Source organism: Oceanobacillus sp. FSL K6-3682, assembly GCF_037976165.1.
In the GTDB taxonomy this organism is placed as follows: domain Bacteria; phylum Bacillota; class Bacilli; order Bacillales; family Amphibacillaceae; genus Oceanobacillus; species Oceanobacillus sojae.
This window is the reverse complement of the sequence record NZ_CP150263.1, coordinates 2,813,522-2,837,765: the sequence shown is the minus strand read 5'-3', so window position 1 is coordinate 2,837,765 and position 24,244 is coordinate 2,813,522. Positions and strand designations below refer to the sequence as shown.

23 protein-coding genes are annotated in these 24,244 nt (G+C 37.3%); 12 read left to right on the top strand and 11 right to left on the bottom strand.

The window, feature by feature from the left end:
• The first annotated feature begins 36 nt into the window (after positions 1-36).
• The 10 genes from rny (at position 37) to hfq (ending at position 12,200) form a co-directional block, all read left to right on the top strand.
• On the top strand, positions 37-1,599 hold the full coding sequence (rny, locus tag MHH51_RS14205) for a ribonuclease Y (RefSeq protein ID WP_147209493.1): 1,563 nt from the start codon (positions 37-39) through the stop codon (positions 1,597-1,599).
• A gap of 335 nt (positions 1,600-1,934) precedes the next feature.
• Positions 1,935-2,732, top strand: a complete 798-nt coding sequence (locus MHH51_RS14200) for a TIGR00282 family metallophosphoesterase (RefSeq protein WP_147209492.1) — start codon at positions 1,935-1,937, stop codon at positions 2,730-2,732.
• A gap of 91 nt (positions 2,733-2,823) precedes the next feature.
• Entirely contained in the window at positions 2,824-3,084 is a 261-nt protein-coding gene (locus MHH51_RS14195) for a stage V sporulation protein S (protein ID WP_042534912.1), read from the top strand.
• A 258-nt stretch (positions 3,085-3,342) separates the two neighbouring features.
• Positions 3,343-4,902: a tRNA (N6-isopentenyl adenosine(37)-C2)-methylthiotransferase MiaB gene (miaB, locus tag MHH51_RS14190; protein WP_147209491.1), complete on the top strand. Its 1,560-nt coding sequence runs from the start codon at positions 3,343-3,345 to the stop codon at positions 4,900-4,902.
• 1 nt (position 4,903) lies between these two features.
• Positions 4,904-5,332 (top strand): YlbF family regulator, encoded by a 429-nt coding sequence (locus MHH51_RS14185; RefSeq protein ID WP_147209490.1) that lies wholly within the window; start codon positions 4,904-4,906, stop codon positions 5,330-5,332.
• A 259-nt stretch (positions 5,333-5,591) separates the two neighbouring features.
• Positions 5,592-6,164, top strand: coding sequence for an outer spore coat protein CotE (locus MHH51_RS14180; protein ID WP_147209489.1), 573 nt, complete (start codon positions 5,592-5,594; stop codon positions 6,162-6,164).
• A 199-nt stretch (positions 6,165-6,363) separates the two neighbouring features.
• Positions 6,364-8,961: a DNA mismatch repair protein MutS gene (gene mutS, locus MHH51_RS14175; protein WP_339282358.1), complete on the top strand. Its 2,598-nt coding sequence runs from the start codon at positions 6,364-6,366 to the stop codon at positions 8,959-8,961.
• 117 nt (positions 8,962-9,078) lie between these two features.
• Positions 9,079-10,962: a DNA mismatch repair endonuclease MutL gene (gene mutL / locus MHH51_RS14170; protein ID WP_339282357.1), complete on the top strand. Its 1,884-nt coding sequence runs from the start codon at positions 9,079-9,081 to the stop codon at positions 10,960-10,962.
• A 37-nt stretch (positions 10,963-10,999) separates the two neighbouring features.
• Positions 11,000-11,929: a tRNA (adenosine(37)-N6)-dimethylallyltransferase MiaA gene (gene miaA, locus MHH51_RS14165; protein WP_147209486.1), complete on the top strand. Its 930-nt coding sequence runs from the start codon at positions 11,000-11,002 to the stop codon at positions 11,927-11,929.
• 46 nt (positions 11,930-11,975) lie between these two features.
• Positions 11,976-12,200 (top strand): RNA chaperone Hfq, encoded by a 225-nt coding sequence (gene hfq / locus MHH51_RS14160; protein ID WP_077601236.1) that lies wholly within the window; start codon positions 11,976-11,978, stop codon positions 12,198-12,200.
• Positions 12,201-12,258: 58 nt separating this feature from the next.
• On the opposite strand, the gene MHH51_RS14155 is transcribed toward hfq, so the two are convergent.
• The 11 genes from MHH51_RS14155 to MHH51_RS14105 form a co-directional block, all read right to left on the bottom strand.
• Positions 12,259-13,335 carry a type I restriction endonuclease gene (locus MHH51_RS14155; protein ID WP_147209485.1) on the bottom strand — a complete coding sequence of 359 codons (1,077 nt, stop codon included), beginning with the start codon at positions 13,333-13,335 and terminating at the stop codon, positions 12,259-12,261.
• A gap of 214 nt (positions 13,336-13,549) precedes the next feature.
• Positions 13,550-14,194: a cupin domain-containing protein gene (locus MHH51_RS14150; protein WP_339282356.1), complete on the bottom strand. Its 645-nt coding sequence runs from the start codon at positions 14,192-14,194 to the stop codon at positions 13,550-13,552.
• Between the two features lie 164 nt (positions 14,195-14,358).
• Complete coding sequence (gene sigK, locus MHH51_RS14145) at positions 14,359-15,066, bottom strand: RNA polymerase sporulation sigma factor SigK (RefSeq protein ID WP_147209483.1); 708 nt, start codon at positions 15,064-15,066, stop codon at positions 14,359-14,361.
• 229 nt (positions 15,067-15,295) lie between these two features.
• Positions 15,296-15,649, bottom strand: coding sequence for a monovalent cation/H(+) antiporter subunit G (mnhG, locus tag MHH51_RS14140; protein ID WP_147209675.1), 354 nt, complete (start codon positions 15,647-15,649; stop codon positions 15,296-15,298).
• Complete coding sequence (locus MHH51_RS14135; protein WP_152656324.1) at positions 15,642-15,920, bottom strand: Na(+)/H(+) antiporter subunit F1; 279 nt, start codon at positions 15,918-15,920, stop codon at positions 15,642-15,644. Before MHH51_RS14135 ends, mnhG begins: the two co-directional genes overlap by 8 nt.
• Positions 15,920-16,396, bottom strand: coding sequence for a Na+/H+ antiporter subunit E (locus MHH51_RS14130; protein WP_339282355.1), 477 nt, complete (start codon positions 16,394-16,396; stop codon positions 15,920-15,922). The genes MHH51_RS14135 and MHH51_RS14130 overlap by 1 nt, the downstream gene beginning before the upstream one ends.
• Before the next feature lie 5 nt (positions 16,397-16,401).
• Positions 16,402-17,886, bottom strand: coding sequence for a Na+/H+ antiporter subunit D (locus tag MHH51_RS14125; protein WP_339282354.1), 1,485 nt, complete (start codon positions 17,884-17,886; stop codon positions 16,402-16,404).
• Entirely contained in the window at positions 17,879-18,217 is a 339-nt protein-coding gene (locus MHH51_RS14120; protein WP_147209479.1) for a Na(+)/H(+) antiporter subunit C, read from the bottom strand. Before MHH51_RS14120 ends, MHH51_RS14125 begins: the two co-directional genes overlap by 8 nt.
• Positions 18,217-18,645, bottom strand: a complete 429-nt coding sequence (locus tag MHH51_RS14115) for a Na(+)/H(+) antiporter subunit B (protein ID WP_147209674.1) — start codon at positions 18,643-18,645, stop codon at positions 18,217-18,219. Before MHH51_RS14115 ends, MHH51_RS14120 begins: the two co-directional genes overlap by 1 nt.
• A complete protein-coding gene (locus tag MHH51_RS14110) occupies positions 18,645-21,062 on the bottom strand; it encodes a Na+/H+ antiporter subunit A (RefSeq protein WP_339282353.1) in 2,418 nt (805 codons plus the stop codon). The genes MHH51_RS14115 and MHH51_RS14110 overlap by 1 nt, the downstream gene beginning before the upstream one ends.
• Positions 21,063-21,919: 857 nt before the next feature.
• Positions 21,920-22,060, bottom strand: a complete 141-nt coding sequence (locus tag MHH51_RS14105; RefSeq protein ID WP_077601248.1) for a sporulation histidine kinase inhibitor Sda — start codon at positions 22,058-22,060, stop codon at positions 21,920-21,922.
• A 508-nt stretch (positions 22,061-22,568) separates the two neighbouring features.
• On the opposite strand from MHH51_RS14105, the gene MHH51_RS14100 reads away from it, so the two are divergent.
• Together MHH51_RS14100 and yqeH are read left to right on the top strand one after the other, a co-directional pair.
• Positions 22,569-23,084, top strand: coding sequence for a YqeG family HAD IIIA-type phosphatase (locus MHH51_RS14100; RefSeq protein WP_339282352.1), 516 nt, complete (start codon positions 22,569-22,571; stop codon positions 23,082-23,084).
• A 2-nt stretch (positions 23,085-23,086) separates the two neighbouring features.
• A complete protein-coding gene (gene yqeH / locus MHH51_RS14095; protein WP_339282351.1) occupies positions 23,087-24,196 on the top strand; it encodes a ribosome biogenesis GTPase YqeH in 1,110 nt (369 codons plus the stop codon).
• Positions 24,197-24,244 lie beyond the last annotated feature (48 nt).

Genomic DNA, 24,244 nt, shown 5'->3' with positions numbered 1-24,244 from the left:
CAATTTACAATTTTATAGGCAATAGGAGGTGAAGTTATGAACACAGCTATTATTATCATCTCCATTTTGCTTGCTCTAGTCGTCGGTATTGTTGTTGGTTATCTGGTACGTAAATCTATTGCAGAAGCTAAGATTTCTAGTGCGGAAACATTAGCTAAACAAATTATGGACGAAGCACGTAGAAATGCAGATGCTGCTAAGAAAGAGGCGCTTCTGGAAGCAAAGGATGAGAATCACAAGCTTCGTCAGCAAGCCGAAGATGAGATTCGTGAGCGTCGTATGGAAGCTCAGAAGCAAGAAAATCGTCTGATGCAAAAAGAAGAAAATCTGGACAGAAAAAGTGAAACATTAGACAAACGTGAAGTTCTGCTTGAACAGAAAGAACAAACTTTAGTGGAACAACAACAACAAATTGAAGAAATGAAAAGCAAAGTGGAAGCTATGAAAGACGAGCAGCAAGCTGAGCTTGAGCGCATTTCAGGATATACAACCGAACAAGCGAGACAACTTATTTTAGAGCGTATCGAAAAAGAAGTACAGCACGAATCAGCGGTAATGATTAAAGAAGCTGAAAATCGTGCGAATGAAGAAGCAGATAAGAAAGCGAAAAATATCTTATCACTTGCACTTCAAAGATGCGCAGCTGATCACGTTGCTGAAACAACGGTCTCTGTTGTGAACTTGCCAAACGATGAGATGAAAGGCCGCATTATCGGTAGAGAAGGACGGAATATCCGTACATTAGAAACATTAACAGGAATTGATTTAATTATTGATGATACCCCTGAAGCAGTTATTCTTTCCGGTTTTGATCCGATACGGCGTGAAATCGCACGAATGGCATTAGAAAGACTTGTACAAGATGGTAGAATTCATCCGGCACGTATTGAAGAGATGGTTGAAAAATCAAGACGTGATGTTGATGAATATATACGTGAAGTGGGTGAAGAAACAACATTCGAAGTTGGAGTCCATGGATTACATCCGGATCTTGTAAAGATTCTGGGTCGTTTGAAATATCGTACAAGCTACGGTCAAAATGTCTTGAAGCACTCAATGGAAGTTGCTTACTTGTCAGGACTGCTGGCGGCTGAATTAGGTGAAGATATAAATCTTGCTAAAAGAGCCGGCCTGCTGCATGATATCGGAAAAGCGATAGATCATGAAGTGGAAGGCAGTCACGTTGAAATTGGTAAAGAATTGGCAATGAAATACAAAGAACCTGAAGTTGTTATAAATTCAATTGCTTCCCACCACGGAGATGAAGAGGCAACCTCCGTTATCGCTGTATTAGTTGCAGCTGCAGATGCACTTTCTGCTGCCAGACCAGGAGCTCGAAGTGAAACACTTGAAAATTATATCAAGCGTCTAGAAAAACTGGAAGAGATATCTGAGTCATTTGAAGGCGTAGAGAAGTCATTTGCTATCCAAGCCGGTCGTGAAATTCGTATCATGGTTCGTCCTGATGATATTGATGACATGGAATCAGCGAGAATTGCACGTGATATCAGAAAACGTATTGAAGGGGAGCTCGACTACCCTGGACATATTAAGATTACGGTTATTCGGGAAACAAGAGCAGTTGAATACGCAAAATAAAAGCAAGGGCGGCATATGTCGCCTTTGTTTTTTTGTTCTATAAAAAATATAAATTTGAGGATGAGCATACATTTACTTTTTCAGGTAAAATAAGCTATCCTGTATTTTAAAGAAAATAAAAAAGTTCTGATTCTTTTTGGAGTTTTTCAGCAAAAATCTATGGGTGGAATATATGAATACTTATGATAATGATACTTAACTAGCGTAGTGTATTTCGTAACGGCTGCTAGTAACAAATTCAATGCTGTTTGTCCCCATAGATTTTGGTATTGACTCCTTTTTTGAGAATTATAATATGGGTGTATGTAGCAGGAGCAAAGGAAGGTTGGATAATAATGAAAATATTATTTATTGGTGATGTTGTAGGTTCTCCGGGAAGAGATATGATTACGGAGTACTTGCCGAAATTAAAAGAAAAATATAAGCCGAATTTAACCATTATAAATGGAGAGAATGCCGCTGCAGGAAAAGGAATCACAGAAAAAATTTATAAGCAATTTCTGCAAGCAGGTGCTCATGTCATTACAATGGGAAACCACACTTGGGATAAAAAAGAAATTTTTGAGTTTATTGATCAGGCACCGGCTATGATCCGCCCGGCAAATTTTCCAGAAAATAATCCTGGAAAAGGCATTACTTATACGAATATTAATGGGAAAGAAGCTGCCGTGATTAATCTGCAAGGAAGAACATTCCTTCCGCCAATTGATGATCCATTTGAAAAAGCGGATCAGTTAGTTGAGGAGGCTAAAAAAAGAACCAAAACGGTTTTTGTAGACTTTCATGGGGAAGCAACAAGTGAGAAACAAGCAATTGGCTGGTATTTAGACGGAAGAGTAACAGCTGTTGTCGGCACACATACCCATACACAAACTGCCGACGAAAGAATATTGCCCGGTGGTACTGCATATATATCAGATGTGGGGATGACAGGACCGTATGATGCGATATTAGGCGTGGAGAAGGAATCCGTTATTAAAAGATTTCAAACTTCCCTTCCAGTACGTTTCGAAATCGAAAAAAAGGGAAGAACACAACTAAATGGAGTATTTATTAGTACGGACGATTCGACTGGTAAAGCATTAAGCATTGCAAGGATTATCATTAATGACGATCACCCCTTCTTTGCATAATATCTGCTTATTGTCCAGTCGAACAAGGTATACATCTCCAGGAGAAATAGTAGCAATAAATGTATAAATAGCACATGAGGAGGTACTAGTGATGGAAGTTTTAAAAGTTTCAGCAAAATCAAATCCAAACTCAGTGGCAGGAGCTTTGGCAAATGTACTTAGGGAACGGGGTACGGCTGAAATCCAGGCGATCGGTGCGGGAGCATTGAATCAATCCGTCAAAGCAGTTGCTATAGCTCGCGGTTTTGTAGCACCAAGTGGGGTCGATTTAATCTGTATACCAGCATTTACAGATATTTTAATTGATAATGAGGAACGTACAGCGATTAAGTTAATTATTGAGCCAAGATAAGGGATGTTTCGGGCATCTGTTCAATAAGAAGAGGCATATATACTGCCCAATTGGACAGAAGCATACCCGTTCTCAAATTAATTGGTAATTTAGCAATTATTTCTTTATGGATTAGAAAAAATCTCTTTTTTCAAATTTGAAAAAAGAGATTTTTTTAATGTTTACAGCCTTGAGTATTGTACAATTTTTCTGTAGGCTTTATACTGTAAGTTAGTGCATCAATACATATGAATCGATGAAAGAAGGGGGATCAACCTGATGAACGAAGAACAACGTAAACAGCAGGCCCAGATTCGTAGCGAAGAAGCAAATATTGAACGAATTAAGAATACATCCAGTGAAGAATTAATCGCTAAATATTTTCATGCGGAATATGAGCCGCAAGCTCCAGATATAAAGAAAGCGAGAAAACGTCGCAAGGAAGATATTCAGTTTCATTATGATTTCTCTATCCCGGAGGATATGCAACGAATTGGGGAAGGCAAAAAGTTTCTAATACGAACCTATGGCTGTCAAATGAACGAGCATGATACAGAAGTAATGGCTGGTATTTTATCTGAGATGGGCTATGAGTCCACAAATGTAACGGAAGAAGCGGATATTATCCTGCTTAATACTTGTGCTATCCGTGAAAATGCTGAAAATAAAGTATTCGGTGAAATTGGGCATTTAAAACCGTTGAAATTGGAAAAACCGGATCTTATTATTGGCGTATGCGGCTGTATGTCACAGGAAGAATCCGTGGTAGACCGGATTTTGAAAAAACATCAGCATATTGATTTGATTTTTGGAACACATAATATTCACCGTCTGCCGCATCTTGTCAAAGAAGCATTGTTCGGTAAAGAAATGATTGTTGAAGTGTGGTCTAAAGAAGGCGACATTATTGAGAATCTGCCGAAAGTACGTAAAGGTAAAATCAAAGCATGGGTTAATATTATGTACGGTTGTGATAAGTTCTGTACATACTGTATTGTACCAATGACACGAGGGAAAGAACGCAGCCGCCGTCCTCAGGATATTATTCAGGAAGTACGTCACCTTGTCGCACAGGGCTATAAAGAGGTTACGCTTCTCGGTCAAAATGTGAACGCGTATGGAAAAGACTTTGAAGATATTGAATATGGCTTAGGCGATTTAATGGATGATATTCATAAAATTGACATCCCGCGTGTCCGGTTTACAACCTCGCATCCCCGCGACTTTGATGATCGTTTAATTGAAGTTCTGGCACAGGGCGGAAATCTTTTGGATCATATTCATTTGCCAGTTCAATCTGGAAGCAGCGAAATATTAAAGAAAATGAATCGTAAGTATACCAGGGAAGAATATTTAGAATTGGTTCGAAAAATTCGTGAAGCAATGCCTAACGCGACACTTACGACAGACATTATTGTCGGCTTCCCGAACGAAACGGAAGAGCAGTTTGAAGAAACGATGACATTAATGGAAGAAGTAGGATTCGAAGCAGCTTATACTTACATCTATTCACCACGGGAAGGCACACCTGCTGCCAGAAAGAAAGATGATGTACCCGAAGAAGTAAAAAAACAGCGCTTATATCGTTTAAATGAGCTGGTTAATAAGCAATCAGCAGAATCAATGAAGACTTATCAGGGTGAAGTTGTTAAGGTGCTTGTTGAAGGAGAGAGTAAGAAGGATCCAGATGTTCTTGCCGGCTATACAGAACGGAATAAATTAGTAAACTTTAAAGGACCTAAATCCGTAATTGGGCAGATTGTTGAGGTAGAAATTACAGACACGAAAACATGGTCACTAAATGGTGTAATGGCCGAGAATAGAGTTGAGGTGGAATAAGATGGCAATGTATGAGCGGAAAGAAGTACTTGATGAAGCGAGAAAATTAGCTGCAATGCTTGCAAATACAGAAGAAATTGAACGTTTCAAACAAGTGGAGGCTAAATTAAACCAGAATAAAAAAGTCCAAAGCTTGATTAAGAAAATTAAAACCTTACAAAAACAGGCGGTAAACTTCCAAGCCTATGATAAGAAGGAAGCCTTACAGCGGATCGAGCAGGAAATTGACCGATTACAAAATGAAATTGATGAAATTCCTGTTGTTCAGGAGTTTAAAGAAACACAAATTGTTGTAAATGATGTCTTACAGCTGGTTTCCAAAACAATATCCCGTACAGTTACAAATGATATTATTGAATCTACAGGCGGCGATGTGCTAAAAGGTGAGACAGGTTCGCAAACACAAAATAGTTCCAGCTGTGCGCACTAATTTTGTATCAATTTAATAAAATGAATAAGCAGATAAAGTCGGACAGTTATTTGTCCGGCTTTTCTTTATCGCTGAATATAAAAAGAGAAATTCATCATTATAGCAGTTAAAGGCGCCCACTTTTAGCCCATTTTTAAAAATAAAAACCTTTCAAGCTATTATGAGGCGGCTCCTTTTCTTTTTTCTTGGCAATAGTTATGCACTTTAGGTATTTGCCGTGCATAAAATGACTATGAAAAAAGAGGAGGTAAAATGTATCATGACTTTTCTTGATAAAGAATATAGAGAAATCATTACGAAAGCAGTATGTGGTAAAGGCAGAAAATTCACCAAAGATACCCATACCATAACTCCAAGCCATCGTCCGACAAGTATTCTTGGATGCTGGGTAATTAACCATTTGTACCACGCAAAGAAGAAGTCTGAGGATACTGTCATTATCAGTGGCAGTTATGATATTAATGTATGGTATTCTTACAACGACAACACGAAAACAGAGGTTGTTACAGAAAGGGTGGAGTATACAGATTTAGTTCCTTTATCTGTGAAGGATGATAATTGTATTAATGATGAATACGATATTATTGCAAAAGTGCTTCAGCAGCCCAACTGCTTAGAGTGCATGATTTCAGATAAAGGTGGAAGTGTGTCTATCGATATTGAACGTGAATTTGTTGTTCAGATTATTGGTGAAACAAAAATCTGTGTAAAAGTAAAGCCAAACTGGAAAAGCGATGACGATGAAGATGATGTTATGTGGGATTATGAAATGACCGATGATGAAGCAGAAGATATTCGTCCAGATTTTATTCATCATAAACACAAAGATTAAAATGAAGCGAGGGTAGCTATACTCTCGTTTTCTTTTCAAACAAGATAGGACAAGGATGCTTTGGAATATGCTATAATGAAATTCCATCCATCTTAAAATTTTCATTTAAAAGATGCATGAGACCAAACAATATAAGAAGCTGTTTACAATATAAATAGAAGTAAAATAGATAATTATAGCAAGCTGGAGGAACTTTTTTATGGCTAAATTAACACCAATGATGCAGCAATACATAGAAATAAAATCACAATATAAGGATGCCTTTTTATTTTATCGGCTCGGGGATTTCTATGAGTTGTTCTATGATGATGCAACAAAGGCTGCACAGGAGCTGGAAATTACTTTAACTAAACGGGCGGGAGGTAATGACCCGATTCCAATGTGCGGAGTGCCTTATCATTCTGCAGAAAATTATATTAAGGTACTGATTGAAAAAGGGTACAAGGTAGCTATCTGCGAGCAGGTTGAAGACCCAAAGACAGCTAAAGGTGTTGTTAAACGGGAAGTTGTCCAAATGATTACACCGGGAACGGTTATGGAGAGCAACATGCTTGTGGAGGGAGAGAACAATTATATCGGCAGCCTGTCTCATTTTGAAGATGGCTCCTTTGTGATTGCTTATAACGATTTGTCAACCGGCGAGAATCGCCTTGCTTTAATGGAGGACGGCTGGGATAGTGTGATTCACGAATTTTACCATCAGCCGGTAAAGGAAATTGTAGTTTCCTCAAACCTGCCTGAAGAAATGCAAGCACAGCTCCGGGAACGATTGCAGATTACTCTGTCCTATCAGGATGAAGTGAATTTTAATGCAGAATTTCGCGATTTAAGTGAGAACTTAAATGATGAGCGTCTGATGAAGGCTTTCAGCAGATTATTGAATTATATCCAGAATACCCAAAAACGCTCCTTAGATCATCTGCAGCCGGCAGAAGTAATTGAATTAAAACAATATATGAGCCTGGATATGTATTCAAAACGTAATTTAGAGCTGACAGAGTCCATTATGAAAAAATCGAAGCATGGCAGTTTATTATGGGTGCTCGATAAGACAGTAACAGCAATGGGAGCCAGAATGCTGAAAAAATGGCTGGAGCGTCCGTTGTTAAATCAAGTTAAAATAAACCGCCGTCTTGAGATTGTCGGGACTTTCCTGGATGCTTTTATGGAACGGGAGAGCTTAAGAGAGAGCTTAAAATCAGTATATGACTTAGAACGTTTATCTGGAAGAATTGCTTTCGGGAATGTTAATGCAAGAGATTTAATTCAGTTAAAACAATCGCTGCAGAAAATTCCTGCGATTAAAGAGACACTTGGGCAGCTTAAGGTTTCTGAAGTAACAGACCTGGCAGATTCTTTAATCTACCCAGATTATATTGTGGACCTTTTGGAAAAAAGTTTAGTAGAAGAGCCGCCAATCTCTATCAAAGAAGGAGCTCTGATTAAGGAAGGCTACCATGAAGAATTAGATAAATATCGCGATGCTTCCAGGAACGGAAAACAATGGATTGCAGCTTTAGAGAAAAAAGAACGGGAACTAACCGGTATTAAATCGCTTAAAATAGGATATAACCGTGTATTTGGCTATTACATTGAAGTGACGAGACCAAATCTGCCTTTACTAAAGGATGACCGCTATGACCGTAAACAAACACTTACAAATGCGGAGCGATTTATCACACCAGAGTTAAAAGAGAAAGAAACACTTATTTTAGAGGCAGATGAGAAAAGTGTTGAACTGGAGTATGATTTATTTATTAAACTCAGAGAACGGATCAAGCAGGATATTCCATTAATTCAGCAGCTTGCACAAATAATTAGTGAAATAGATGTGTTACAAGGATTTGCAACGATTAGTGAAGAAAATAATTATAAGCGTCCTGCCTTTCAAAAAGGTGTGTTCTCTGTAGAAGGCGGCCGCCATCCAGTTGTCGAGCAAGTGATGAAGAGCGGAACTTATGTGCCCAATGATGTGCAGTTAGATGACAATAATCAGATGCTGCTGATTACTGGTCCAAATATGTCCGGTAAGAGTACCTATATGCGACAGGTAGCTCTGATTGCGATTATGGGGCAGACTGGCTGCTTTATCCCGGCTGAATCAGGGATATTACCTGTCTTTGATCAAATTTTTACAAGGATAGGTGCTGCAGATGACCTTGTTTCCGGGCAGAGTACCTTTATGGTAGAGATGCTTGAAGCGAGGCATGCTATTCAAAATGCTACCTCCAACAGTCTGATTCTATTAGACGAAATTGGACGGGGGACAAGCACGTATGATGGGATGGCCTTGGCTCAGGCAATTGTGGAGTATATTCATAACCATATTCATGCTAAAACACTGTTTTCAACCCATTATCATGAACTGACCGCTTTAGAAGCTTCGTTAGAGCACTTAAAAAACATCCATGTCCGTGCGGAAGAGCATGAAGGAAATGTTGTTTTTCTTCATCAAATTAAAGAAGGAGCAGCGGATCAAAGCTACGGGATTCATGTAGCTAAATTAGCTGATTTGCCTGACGAATTAATCAACCGTGCTTCTGTTATTCTGAAAGGCTTTGAAAGCATCGGTACAAAAGAAGATCTGAACGAGTCAGCAGCATCGCTTGAACCGGAAGAAGCTCAATCAGATCAATTATCCTTCTTTGTGGAGGAGAACAGAAAAGAAAATAAGAGAGCAAAGTTAAGTAATAAAGAAAATACAGCTTTGGAAGAGCTTAAAAGCTTAAATATATTGGAAATGAATCCATTAGAGGCTATGAATGAGCTGTATCGCCTGCAGAAAAAGATAAAGTAATAGGAAGTTCAAAAAATCACCAAATGATAAGCGGCGAATCTCATCGTTGAAGTGGTTTTGCCGATTTGCTTCTAATTTGGCAACTTTTTGAACACGCATTTATAGGAAGGTGATAGCATGCCAATTATGCAAATGCCGGATAGCTTAGCAAATAAAATTGCGGCAGGGGAAGTGGTAGAACGCCCCGCGTCGGTCGTAAAAGAAATCATGGAAAACAGCATTGATGCGGGAGCGACCTGGATACGAATCGATGTACATGAAGCAGGATTATCGGAAATACGAATTGTTGATAATGGTTCTGGAATTGCTGCTGAAGATGTGGAGAAAGCTTTTTTACCACATGCTACAAGTAAAATAAGTACAGAAACTGACTTATTCCATGTGAAAACACTGGGATTCCGCGGAGAGGCACTGGCGAGTATTGCTTCTGTAAGCAGACTCTCTATTCAAACTTCTGAAGGAAACGCAGCAGGAGTGTCATTAGAATTAGAAGGCGGAGAAGTGGTCAAAAGAGGTAAAAGCGATGCCCGTCAAGGAACAGAAATTGTTGTCAGAGATTTATTCTATAATACACCGGCGCGTTTGAAATATATGAAGAGCCTGCATACAGAGCTTGGGCATATCTCAGATGTTTTGAACCGGATGGGACTGGCTCATCCGGAAATTCGGATTGAAGCAACTCATAATGGCAAGGGGCTTTTAAAAACATCAGGAAATAATGATATGCTTCAGGTGATTTCACAAGTATATGGGATGAGTGTTGCCAAGCAAATGTCACCAGTTGAATACCGGACATTAGATTTTACGATTACTGGATATATAGCGAAACCGGAAGTAACGAGAGCGTCCAGAAATTATATGTCCACCATTATTAATGGCAGATTTGTCCGAAACGTTGCTATAAATAAAGCGGTGATCGAAGGGTATCATACATTGCTTCCAATTGGCCGATCACCAATTGTTGTCCTTTCCATTGAAATGGATTCTATATTGGTTGATGTGAATGTCCACCCTGCTAAGCTCGAGGTTCGTTTCAGTAAAGAAAAAGAGCTTTATGCAGCTGTCAGAGATATGATACAGTCTCATTTTCGGAAAATGACGCTTATTCCAGAAGTAACGAAAAAGCCGGAACCAAGAGAAAAATCAGAACAGCATACTTTTCAATTCGAGACGGAGCCTGTCAATCCATTTCAGGAAACCGGGAAAAATATTGAATTTGAAAAATCAGAGCCGGTTATCAAGGAAGAGAATCCATTTCACAAGGATGAACCCGCCTATCTTCGTGACGAGAATAAGGACATAGAGATGAATGGGGAAGGATACGAATCAAGTATCAGCCAAGAAGCCGGAGCCTCTGAGGAGCCTTTAAAAGACATCTTAGCCCCTCTTGAAACAGAAGAGAGAATAGAACAGCACACACGGGTACCAATGATGTATCCAATTGGCCAGCTGCAAGGAACCTATATTATGGCACAAAACGAAAATGGCTTATATATGGTAGATCAGCATGCAGCGCAAGAGCGGGTTAAATATGAATTTTTTAAAAACAAGCTGGGCAAGCCAATTAATGAATCACAGGAGCTTTTAATACCGATGACCTTTGACTTTTCTAGAAAAGAAGCTATTTTTATCGAAGAAGCAAAGAATACGTTGGAACAAGCCGGATTATTTTTTGAACCTTTTGGCAGCCAAACTTATGTCATACGTTCTCATCCAACATGGTTTCCAACAGGTTTTGAAGAAGAAATTATACGTGAAATGGTAGATCAGTTTATTCAGGAATCAACAGTTAATGTAGAAAAGATACGTGAGGAAGCGGCGATATTAATGTCCTGTAAACGTTCGATAAAGGCAAATCATTATTTAACAAATGAAGAAATGTTCCAATTGCTTGAGGATTTACGCAGTACAACAGATCCTTTTACATGCCCGCATGGCAGACCGATTATTGTTCATTTCTCTACCTATGAATTAGAAAAGATGTTTAAGCGTATTATGTAGAATGGGAACAAAAATATTGAAGTTGAGGAATAGGTAAATGAAGAAAAAAGTAGTTTCTATCGTAGGACCAACTGCAGTCGGAAAGACAGCATTAGGAATTGCCGCTGCAAAAAAGTTCCAGGGAGAAATTATCAGCGGTGATTCGACACAAATATATATTGGAATGGATATTGGAACGGCAAAGGTAACACAAGAAGAAACAGAAGGCATCCCTCATCATATGATTGATATTATCCGTCCTGATCAGCCGTTTTCTGTGGCGGATTTCCAAGAGCATGTGAAATATCATATTGAAGCTGTTCATGAGCGAGGTAACCTTCCTATTATTGTTGGGGGAAGCGGATTGTATATTCAATCTGTACTGTTTGATTATCATTTTTCTGATCAGCGTCGTGATGAGGAGTTAACAAATCAGCTGTTTCAGCAGATTGAAGCAGAAGGTACAGAAAAGCTTTATGAGCGCTTGAAGCAGGTCGACCCGGAACAAGCGGGAAAAGTTCATCCAAATAATCATAGGCGTCTTGTGCGCGCATTAGAGGTCTATGAACTGACCGGACTGACAATGTCGGACTACCAAAAAGAGCAGCAGGCAGAGTCTCCGTATGATCCATTTATTATCGGATTAGATATGGAACGAGCAATATTATATGATCGGATTAACCGGCGGGTGGACCAAATGATAGAGGCAGGCTTAATCGATGAAGTCCAGGCGCTTATTGAAAAAGGTTATAAGGACTGTCAATCAATGCATGCGATTGGATATAAGGAGATTGTTGCCTATTTGGAAAATCGATTATCACAAACAGATGCGATTGCTGCGGTAAAACAAAACTCACGAAAATATGCGAAAAGACAGCTTACTTGGTTTCGGAATAAGCTGGATGTGAACTGGTATCAGCTGACTGAAAAAGAAGCATCGCAACAAATGAAATTAATTTTAAGTGATTTAGCAGGATTTTTAGAATAATAAATCGAATAAAGATGTATAGATAGAAAAGAGGAGGAACTCATTTATGGCTCAATCCGTGAACATTCAAGATCAATATTTGAATCAGCTGCGAAAAAATCATATCTTTGTAACAGTTTTTTTAACAAACGGTTTTCAATTAAGAGGAACGGTAAAAGCATTTGATAATTTTACGGTACTGTTAGAAACAGATGGCAAGCAGCAGCTTATTTTTAAACACGCTATTTCCACATTCTCACCGTCGAAGAATGTGGAGATTGAAAAAGAATAGAGAGTATGGGAGAGAGAAGCTTTAGGTTGAGCTTCTCTCTTTTTAATTTATCCATAATTTAATTGATTAAAGAAGCGGTAACAGTTTTTAGTTTTTCTTTATGATTCATTAAGTCAGATACTTTCTCTATATATACGGTAGTTTTATCACTGTCGTTGAATCGAATATATTTTTTATTGTAATCCAGGCCTAAACGACAGACCCACTTTCTAATGTTATCATCTAATAGAATATTAAAATAACTTTTAGTATCACGATAGTAAATTCTGTCCTCTTCTATTATTTCAGACAAAATAATTTTAGCAATAGCAAAACCTTGAATTTCTTCTTCTGTGGTGATGATTCCAGCATCAATATCAATTTCATCATCAGACGCATTTTCAGGCTGTTTACTTTCATCTTTAACTTTATTCTCATCACTGGTAGAGTTTAATGCCGCACTTAATTTTTTGTTCACTAACTCATTAATAAACTGTTTTAATGATTGTTTAACGATTGGAGAAAATTGGTTGAGAATATTTTTTGTTTTACGTCCTTCATATACATGGGCTAAAACGAATGAAACAAATTCTTCATTTGGTTCCTCCCATATCTCTGTTAGCAAAGATTTGATTTTACTTGTATACTTTAATTCTGAAGCAGTGCTGAATATATTTTCTAAGTCAAATTTATCTTTTTTAAATTTTTCTAATTCTATAATTTCACTATCCTTTAAATCAAGCAAATCAAATTCGAAAAAAGGAGAGGAATCCATTTTATTCTGTTCATCCAGGTCAGTAAAAAATTTGTACTCGATTCCATTTGTAAGTATAGCAAACTTAGCTGTCGTAGTTCCAAAATAGCGGAATAATTGTGAATCATGCTTGTGTAATTGTTCTGCAATTGACTTGGCTTCAATCAAAATCACAGGAAGATCGTTGTCCATGATAGCATAATCCACTTTCTCTCCTTTTTTTATCCCGACATCAGCTGTATATTCTGGAGTAAATTCACTTGGATTAAATACATCATAACCCAGAATTTGAAAGAAAGGCATAATAATACTTGTTTTAGTCGCTTCTTCAGTAGTAATTTTTCCTTCTAATGCTTCTACTCTTTTAGCAAGTCCTTTTAATTTATCTTTTAATTCAGACATCTATGTGTAATCCCCCTTCAAAAATTTACTATTAGTAAACTTTTTCTATTTACATTTATTTTACACTATTTATCTAATTAATAAATACCAATGAGCAAATTAGATTGATTTTTTTGTTTTTTTAGAAAAATATTGTTTATAAGTCCTTGAATCAATATGAAATGAAACAGAAACATGGCTTAAACCATGTTTCCGTTATACTCCTTAACCTATTTCAATAATATGGATATCCTGGAGCATAGGGATCTTGCTGATACTGCTGAATATATTCCTGCTGTTGATACGACCTGTTTCTATATTGTCGTTTATCCATCCTATTATTTTCTCTTTCACAATCCTTATAAGGACCGATATACGTTGACGGTTTTACAGGTTCTATCGCTTTTTTCCACTGGTTTTCATCCAGACAATAAGTATGGGCCATAATATTTGAGGGAGTAAATTTTAAGATATCAGAACCTAAAACCACCTCAGGCGTTGGAGCATCAAAGATTGCTAATATATGCGTGTTATCTGCAGTAGCGACCTCGTAATGCCACCAACCCTGTGGAACGTTCGCGACTTGACCAGGTGTAATAGGGATGTTAATTATTTCTTTTGTAAATGGCTTAAGCATTGAAACTGTGGCAGCACCGGAAATACAGTAAACGAGCTCAGCTGCATTTTGATGATAGTGCGGTTCTACAACATTATCCTCACTTAGAAAAATGTCAAGCAGAGATACATTTTCTAATGTATTTAACTGTTGAACTCCTAAAACATTAATTAAGTTTCTGTTGTCCTTTTTGAACAGGGGACTTTTATTTACATCAAAAAAGAATTGGGCTGATGAGGAAGTATAGTCCATATATGACACCATAATTTCGTCACTCCTTACTAAATTATGTAGTCATTTTATTCATATAAAAAGAATCGGTGTATCTGAAAAAATGATATGATGTAATACAAAAAATGCTTCAAGTGATAAATTTTCACTTGAAGCATTTTAATATGCACTCTTATTTTAATAATCAACTTCAATATTTAAAATGATGGATGCTCATTCCGATAATACTCATGAAAAATCTTCATCAACGCGCGCTTTTCAATACGGGATACATAGCTTCTGGAGATATTCAGCTTTTTCGCAATTTCCCTCTGTGTCATTTCATCCTGGTCGTTTAAACCATAGCGGTATACAATCACTTCGCGCTCCCGGCTGTCCAGAATGGAGAAGTATTGTTCAATTTTAGAAATCTCCATATTTAATTGGATATACTCAATGACATTTTCATTTTCAGCTTCTAAAATATCAATTAAGCTGATTTCATTACCTTCCTTATCCTGCCCAATTGGATCATGCAGGGATACATCCTTTTTAACCTTTTTTAAAGCTCTTAAGTGCATGAGGATTTCATTCTCTACACAGCGCGCAGCATAAGTAGCAAGCTTTGTTCCTTTTCCGGTAGAAAAGCTTTCAACCCCTTTAATCAAACCGATCGTGCCGATAGAGATCAAGTCTTCCATATCTTCCCCGGTATTTTCAAATTTTTTCACCAGATGAGCTACGAGACGGAGATTATGCTCAATCAGTTTGTTTCTGGCTTCTTCATCTCCTTCCTGCATTAATTGGATGTATTTTGCTTCTTCTTTTGGGGATAGTGGCTGGGGGAAAGATTGATTCTTTACATAAGAGACGAAAAATAAAGCTTCTTTAATAAATAATCCAAGTGCAGATAATACAATGGACAAGTCCCATCACCTCCGAGAGTCAGCACCTTTAAATCTTCTAGGTAATTGCCTATAGCCTAATCTTATGTGCGGAAGGTAAAAAACGTGTCTGTCCATGCACAATACGGGAGCTGAAATAAAAAATTATTATATTTCTTTCGTCACTTGAGAATTTCAATAAACCAAGAAGCCATATAAAAAGCTCAGATTCCCAAAATTTCAGGAGAATCTGAGCTTTTAAATTATTTAATCATTTATTTTGTTTACTGTCATCGGTTTCGTACATCTCTTTTAAATCGTCGATTACGGTATTCTTATCGAGTTTCACACCGTTGCGGTAGGCTGATCTTGTTATCATTAAACTGGCTACCGGAGCTGTTAAGAATAAGAAAAGAATAGCTAATAATATTTTTGCATTCATCTCGCCCTGTGATAAAAAGTGAATAAATACAGCAAGCATAATAAAAATAACACCCAATGTCGCGCTTTTACCAGAGGCATGTGCGCGGCTGTATACATCTTTTAATCTGACAATACCAATGGCACTCACTACTGCGAAGAATACACCAATGATAACAAAGACAGCTACAATTACTTCAATCATCCCGGTCAATGACAACACCTCTTTCCAGGAATTTTGACAGGGTCAAGGTCCCGACAAATCCTAAAATAGTCAGTACGAGAACAATGTCAGAGAACACGGAAGTATCTTGTAAAATCATCAGAATCCCGATAAAACCGACAAGCAGAACACCAATGGCATCCAATGCCAGAATTCTATCCTGTGTAGAAGGACCGATAATAATACGGATAAACAATAAAACAAGTGCGATGGAGAGTGCACTTAATGCAATAATCATAACTGTATCAAACATTATTTCGTCACCTCCATAATCGCTTTTTCAAAAGAATCTTGAATATCTTTAATCATTGCTTCTTTATCCGGAACATCAATAGAATGCACATAAATGGTTTTACTGTCATCTGAGAAGTCCATGGAAATCGTTCCAGGTGTTAAAGTGATTAATGCTGCCAGCATAGAAATTTCAAAATCTGATTCGAGGCTTGTTCTGACAGCAACGATACCAGGCTGATGATCCTGCTTCGGTTTAAGTACTACCTTCACAACATCAATATTAGCTTTAATTAATTCAATCATAAAGAGATAAATTAATTTAATAATAGCCCAGACTTTTTTTAAATAAAAATCAAACTTAAGGAAACGGCGTATGACGAATAAAATTAGAATTCCGATTAAATAGCCGAAAAGAAAACTTACGAATGTATACTCATTTTGTAAAAACATCCAGAGTATCGCGAGCAATACGTTTATTAATATTTGAAAAGGCATAGCAACTACTCCTTAAGCACAGATTCAATATAATTTGTAGGATTCATAATCTCTTCTGCAACTTCCATCGAATACGTGAAAATCGGTTCCGCTGCAAAACCTAGAATAATTGTCAGTGCAACAAGCGGTAAGATAGGCAGTAACAATTTTTCTACTGGAATCTTTGCTTGTTCCTCTGTATGTTTCTGTTTGCCCCAAAAGGCATAACTGAATATTTTCATCATAGAAAATAATGTAAGCAGTCCAACCAGGAGAGCAACAGCAGAAATAACATATTGCTGTTCCTCAAAACCGGCTAATATAATTGGAAATTTACTAAAGAATCCGCTTAGTGGCGGAATACCTGCTAAGGAAATGGCAGTAATAAAGAATAGCCATGCCAGCCAGGGATGTGTTCCAAGTAAGCCTCCCATTTTCTTTAAGTCAGTTGTTCCTGTAATTTTCTGTGTGGCGCCGGCAAATAAGAAAAGTGCTGTTTTTACAATCATGTGATGCGCAATATAATAAATGGCGCCGGCAACAGCTAATGGTGTGAAAATACCAAGCCCCATCACCATGTAGCCGACCTGACTGATGATATGGTAGGAGAGAATCCGTTTGAAATCAAATTGCGATACAGCTCCAAGAACTCCTAACAGCATCGTAAAACCAGCAATGGTAACAATAAGCCCCTTATGTGTAAAGGAAACATCATGGTTAAAAATAAGAGTAAATGTGCGGATAATCGCATAAATACCAACTTTTGTCAAAAGACCACCAAATAGAGCGGCTATTGCTGCAGGAGGGCCATAATAAGACCTCGGTAACCAGAAATATAATGGGAATAAAGCTCCTTTACAAGCAAAAACGATAAAGAATATAATCGCTACAATGTTAAGTGCTCCTGTTTGATCAAGCTCTGAAACACGCTGTGCCATATGTGCCATATTCATGGTTCCGGTAATGGAGTATACCCAGGCTATCCCCACGATAAAAAGAGCAGATGCAAAAATGTTAATAATAACATATTTAAATGATTCTCTTAATTGATAGCCCGTCCCACCATGGACAATTAACCCATAAGACGATATCAGCATAACTTCGAAGAATACAAACAGGTTAAATAAATCGCCTGTTAAAAAAGATCCGTTTACTCCGATCATTAAGAAAAGGTAAAGCGGGTAGAAAAATTGCTTCTCTCTGTCCTGAGATACAGTCTGAAAAGCAAAGAACAAACAAACTGTTCCCACCAGGGTAGATAAAAGCAGCATCAGTGTTGAAAAGAGATCTGCTACAATAACAATCCCAAATGGAGCTTTCCAGTCACCGACCTCCAAAACGATTGTTCCATGCTGGTAGACATAGATTGCTAAAAATACGGAAAGTGCCAATAATACAAACATAGTTATTCCGCTTATGACACGCTGCATGGAGTGCCTTTTATATAATAGTATAAGTATAGCACCGATTATAAAGGGAATAATAACCGGTAAAATTATGATATTATTCATCGGCAGAACCTCTCAAATCTTCTAAATCATCTGTTTTATGCACTTTATAGGTGCGGTAAGACATTACTAACAATAATGCAGTTACAGCAAAGCTGATAACAATTGCTGTCAATACAAGTGCGTGTGGCAGCGGGTCTGTATAAGCTTCTGCATCAAAGCTTAAGATTGGTGATGCACCACGTTGTAAGCCAGACATCGTTACTAATAAAAGATGCACTCCATGAGAGAGCAATAAAGTGGCTACTGCAACGCGGAGCAGATTTTTGGACATGAACAGGTAAATACTGACACTGAAAATAATCCCTATTACAATTGACATTAATAGTTCCATTATTTATCATCCTCCGCGATTGTTAAAATAATTGTTAATGCACTGGCAAGCACGACAAAGTATACTCCCAAGTCAAAAGGCAGTGCTGTGGTCAATTCTACTTCACCAATTAATGGTATGTGAAAATATCCAAAAAATTGTTTCAGATAAGAAAATCCGAAGAAAATAGAAACCAAACCAGTTATGCCGGGTAAAAGCAATCCAATTCCTATGATTTTGATGTAATCAAAACGGATTACCTTTTTAATCGGATTTAAGCCAAATGAAAGGTATAAAATAAGAATCGCACTCGCAGTCATCAACCCTCCGATAAACCCTCCTCCAGGGCTGTTATGCCCTGCCAGCATTAAATAAATAGAGAAGGAGAGGACGACGAGTATAATCAACCTTGCTAATGTCTGCAGCATCATATTATTAGGCTTTTTCATCATACATCCTCACCGCCTTTAAAACGTAATCGAATCAAGCTGACAACAGTCAATACAGCTAAAGATACAACCAGTACCTCAAGCATAGTATCCAGACCACGAAAATCGACTAAAATAACGTTTACGATATTATATCCGCCAGCTTTTTCCTTTGAATTCTCTGTATAATACTCAGAAATAGATTCATAATTTGCCTCTTGTCCCATTGAAAACGCTGATAAGGATCCTAGTGTAATCATTAGTCCAAAACCGATAGAAATAATTAACTTGATCGTTTTCATTTTTGGTGGTGTCTTCACCTTTTTCAGCTTTGGCAAATGATAAAAGACAAGCATAAATAATACGACCGATACTGTTTCGATAAGCAGTTGCGTCAATGCTAAATCAGGAGCTCTGAATAATACAAATAGAAGAGCTACAAGAAAACCGCTGACGCCAGTTGTTATAATAATCGCTATCCGATTATTTAGAAATGGAATTGTTAAAATAGAGCCAAGAAATACTAAAATAACAAACCATGTGTAAACAGGTATTGGTGATAAATCAAGATTTTGAATTAACGGCAGATTATATCGGTACATCGTATAACCCATTATTAACATAATAAACGTGCACATATAGATGAAGTAATCTCTTAATCTGCCGGTCATCTGAATCCGGGTAAGCCACTGTGAGCCCTTAATTAAACCATCATATCCATAATCATAGGCATAGTTGAATAGATCCTGTTCCCCGCGGTAAAATGCAGTGTTTTCCCATTTTCTAAATGTTATAAATAAGAGAACACCTAAAACAATAATGCCAAGTGTCATAAAGAGTTCTGCTGAAAAGCCGTGCCAGTGCGTAATGTGTACATCAAAAAATTCTCCGGGAGAAAGTATCCCGGGAGCGATAGCTGCCATAGCTGGCTCAATAATAGAGTATGCTAACAGATTAGGGAAGAGCCCGAATAAAACAACAAGAACAGCTAATATAATAGGACTAATCAGCATACCAATTGGTGCTTCATGAACATGCTTTACTTTCAATTTACTTATGTCGAATTTACCCATAAACGTCTTATAAAACATGAGAATGCAATATAAGAAAGTAAATACACTGGCAATGAAAGCAATGATAGGAATGATAAATCCGATTGCTTCTAAGTTGAAAATACCATATTCCGTAACGCTCAACATACCTGTTAAAAATAGTTCTTTACTTAAGAATCCATTAAATGGAGGAAGACCTGCCATAGAAGCCAAACCAATCAGAGAAATAGTTGCTGTTACAGGCATAATAGTCATTAATCCGCCCAGTTTGCGGATATCTCTCGTTCCTGTCTCATGATCGATAATTCCTGCCGCCATAAACAAGCTTCCTTTAAAGGTTGCATGGTTAATTAAATGAAATACTGCTGCTAAGATGGCCGTCATATATAAAGGATTGTCTCCATCTTGAAAATAGAACGCAGCAGAACCAGCCCCGAGCAGACTCATGATTAAACCAAGCTGGCTTACAGTTGAATAGGCCAGTATTCCTTTTAAATCTTTCTGGCGTACTGCTGAAATAGAGCCCCAAATCAATGTGATTAATCCAGCAATGGTAATAATCCAAAACCACTCTGGTGCGCCGCCAAAAACCCCCGTTAATCTAGCGACAAGGTAAATTCCTGCTTTAACCATGGTTGCAGAGTGAAGATAGGCACTGACGGGTGTCGGTGCTTCCATTGCATCTGGGAGCCAGATATGGAACGGAAATTGAGCAGACTTGGTGAACGCTCCTAATAAGACAAGAATCATTGCCGGAATAAATAAACTGCTTGCCATGATAAGGTCAGCATTTGCAATTAGCTCTCTAATGCTGAATGTGCCTGCAATAACGTAAAGCAGAGAAAAACCGGCAAGCATGGATAATCCGCCGAAAACGGTAATATACATCGACTTTTGAGCACCATAAATAGATTTTTCTCTTGTATACCAGTAGCTGATTAATAAAGAAGAAGCGATACTTGTTACTTCCCAGAAAACATAAATAACAATTAAATTATCGGAAAGAACAACACCCAGCATAGCACCCATAAACATTAATAGATAAACATAGAAATTGTTCAGCTTTTCTTTTTGCTTGGACAGATAGTAGATAGAATAAAGGACTACCAATGTCCCAATACCAGTAATCAATAATGCAAAAAGTAAGCTTAAACCATCAATGTACACATTGAAATTTATACCTAGCGAAGGTACCCAATCCAGATTATTTAAGACCACGTTTCCAGAGGATGTTTCAGGTATAAATGATAGGAAATAAATAAATAGTGCCAGAGGCAGAATTAAAACAAACCAGCCAGTATGTATTCTTTTTAAATACTTATATAAAAATGGAATAAGTATGGCTGCAATAAAAGGTGATAAAACAGCCCAGTGTAATAAAGTCAACAATAATTCCTCCTTTTACAATAATGCCGAAAAATTCCTTTTTAACTGAAAGAATACTTTCAATATTCCTTCAGTTAAAAGTACTTTTTTCATTTCTTGTGCAAAAAATAAAATTTATCACAGTGTAACTGGCTGTACGACTCCCACTTCAACAACAGATAGAGAATCAAAAATTCCATGTAGGAATCAGGCAGCCAGTAACGGTCCGGTTGAATCAGGCCTTCAAGATATAGGTCACAAAGGCGCCTGAGACAACGCTTTTTGATGGTGCAAGTAATCTTAGCTCCAGTCCCAGTAGTCTCACCATGCTGTAGAATTAGCCTTTGGTCCTTGGAAACCATGGGAGATGAAAAGAAAACCCCTAACGAATGAAGTTTCATTTTATCTTTTAATATAAGAATAAGGATGAATTACACTGTAGTGCATGTTCAAAAACCAGTAAAGAGGACAATGTCAGCTGATGCAGCTGCATCGTGGCGTTACGATTATTCACTTTATCGAAAACATATGTAATGGCTTCTGTGTTACCCGCGCGATGTAGACGGTTTTAAGTAGAAACTTCTTTTCCTGTCATGTCATTTTATCGGGCTTTTGTATAGCCTCTTACTTAAAAGTAATCGGTATGATAATTCAAAGGAATACTATGCTTTTTTAGCATTCTCCATCTCTTTACGATATTTTGCACACACAAAAATAGAGTACTATATTTGATTATAACTTATTAAGAAGAAGGATGCATACAAAAAGAATGCGGTTGCTAAAGGTTGAAATCTTTATTTTAAATAGGAAGGAACAAGGGGAAAAAGGCAAAAAAAAAACTTCAATTTTAAAATTGAAGATTTGTAAACAAGACAAAATTATACAGATTCTTTGATTTTATGAGTTAGAGATCTTTTATGGATTTCTTCTTCAAATAAAGAAAGAAAATCAGGACTTAGGTTTAGTGCAACTGCTGTATAATAAGATTCTAGTAATAGTTCGTCCGATAATGTTTCCACAATACAACCTCCTCGATTTGTAAGCAAATATTTAAGATATTAATAATTTAACATGTATATCTTGTGTTAACAAGCTCTAACTTATCTACATATAGTTGTAGATAAGTTGTGTATAAGGAAGTGGGTAACCTCTTTCAAGATTGTTATTCGTACATTCTTATGTTGATAAAGTTATCCACAAAATCGAAAGGAATCGGAATTTGTCGAACGATTTTTAAAGAATAGAAGCATTTTTCATAAGGAGTCTGCATAGTTCCCCATAGAAATAGAAGAAAAATTTGGATATCGATGTCGATTGAGTGAACGTCACTCTAGAAAGATTAATTATTTGAAACGCTAGTCAGTTGTTGCAGGATTAGGTATAATGTGATGTAGCATAAAATTGCTTTATCTTGAATTTTCTTGAGATAAGCAAAAACAGTATTTTTTTTAGTGAAGTTTCTTTACATAAAAAGTATAGTATGCAAGAAGTATAATGTTAACTAATCGGAAATCTTGAGGTGTGTATATGTTTTCAAAATTTTTACCGAATGAACAAATTGATCAAATTTTTGACCTGCAACCAGAAACGTTAAAAAAGAAAGGGATTAAAGGTATTATAACGGATTTGGATAATACCCTCGTTGCGTGGGATGTAAAGGATGCAACCCCTGATGTCATTTCATGGTTTAAAACAATGGAAGAAAATGATATAAAAGTAACAATTATATCGAATAATAATCAGGAACGTGTAACAGTTTTTTCAGAACCGCTTGGGACGCCGTTTGTGTTTAGTGCCAGAAAGCCTTTGAGCAGGGCTTTTAAAACAGTTGCCAGGCAGATGGGTCTGAAAAAAGAAGAAATTTTAGTTGTCGGGGACCAATTGTTGACAGATGTCCTTGGAGGCAATATAGCCGGATTTTATACGGTATTAGTTGTTCCTGTGGTACACACGGATGGTAGAATAACGAAGATTAACCGTATGATTGAAAGGAAAATTTTAAAAAGAATGCAGACCAAGAGTAATAGTAATAAGGAGGAATAAGTTTGGAGCAACATATTTGTCAAGGATGCGGAAGCGTTATTCAGACAGAGTATCCGGATGAGCCGGGCTATGCGCCTGTCAGCGCGTTAGAGAAAGATGTTATTTTATGTAAAAGATGTTTTCGATTGAAGCATTATAATGAGATCCAGGATGTGTCAATTACAGATGCAGACTTTTTGAAAATGGTCAGTTCAATTCGGGACCGGGATGGATTAGTTGTTCATATTATTGATATTTTTGATGTGAACGGTACACTATTAAGTAATTTACCAAGAATTACGGGTGATAATCCAATCATTTTAGCTGGAAATAAACTTGATTTATTGCCGAAATCGACAAATGAAAATAAATTAAAGCAATGGCTGCGTCATGAAGCAAGTCAGCTTGGAATTAAAATTCAGGATGTAGTTTTAATTTCTTCTGTAAAAGGGAATGGAATGGATGAGCTTAAGCAGAAAATAGAAAGATACAGGGCAGGCAAAGATGTATTCATTGTTGGTGTCACGAATGTTGGTAAATCAACTTTTATCAATCGTTTAATTAAAGAATCAACAGGAGAAGAGAACGCAATAACAACTTCTTATTTCCCTGGAACAACACTTGGCTTTATTGAAATACCGCTGGATGCAGAGACATTTTTAGTAGATACACCAGGAATTGTTAACAAACAGCAGATGGCTCATTATGTTTCTGAAAAGGAATTAAAAATGATTACTCCGAAAAAAGAAATTAAAGCAAGAGTTTATCAACTAAATGAGCAGCAGACGTTATATGTTGGCGGCTTGGTCAGATTGGACTTTATCAAAGGAGGAAAGCAATCATTTATTTGTTATTTCTCTAATGATTTAACGATTCACCGGACAAAGTTGGAGAATGCGGATGAATTATATGAAAAGCATGTTGGGGAACTGTTATCTCCTCCGTACAGTGAGCAGCTGGATAAATTTCCTCCAATGACAGCACACAGCTTTAAAGTGGGAAAGGGAAAAACAGATATTGTCTTCCCGGGCCTTGGCTGGATTAGCATTCAAGGCGAAGGGGCTACTGTTGTTGCGCATAGCCCTAAAGGAGTCTCCGTAACAACGAGAAAATCCTTTTTATCAGGTCAGTAAGCAGGCAAGATGCTTAGATGAAAAGAAGTACAGCAGTAGAGAGAGGAG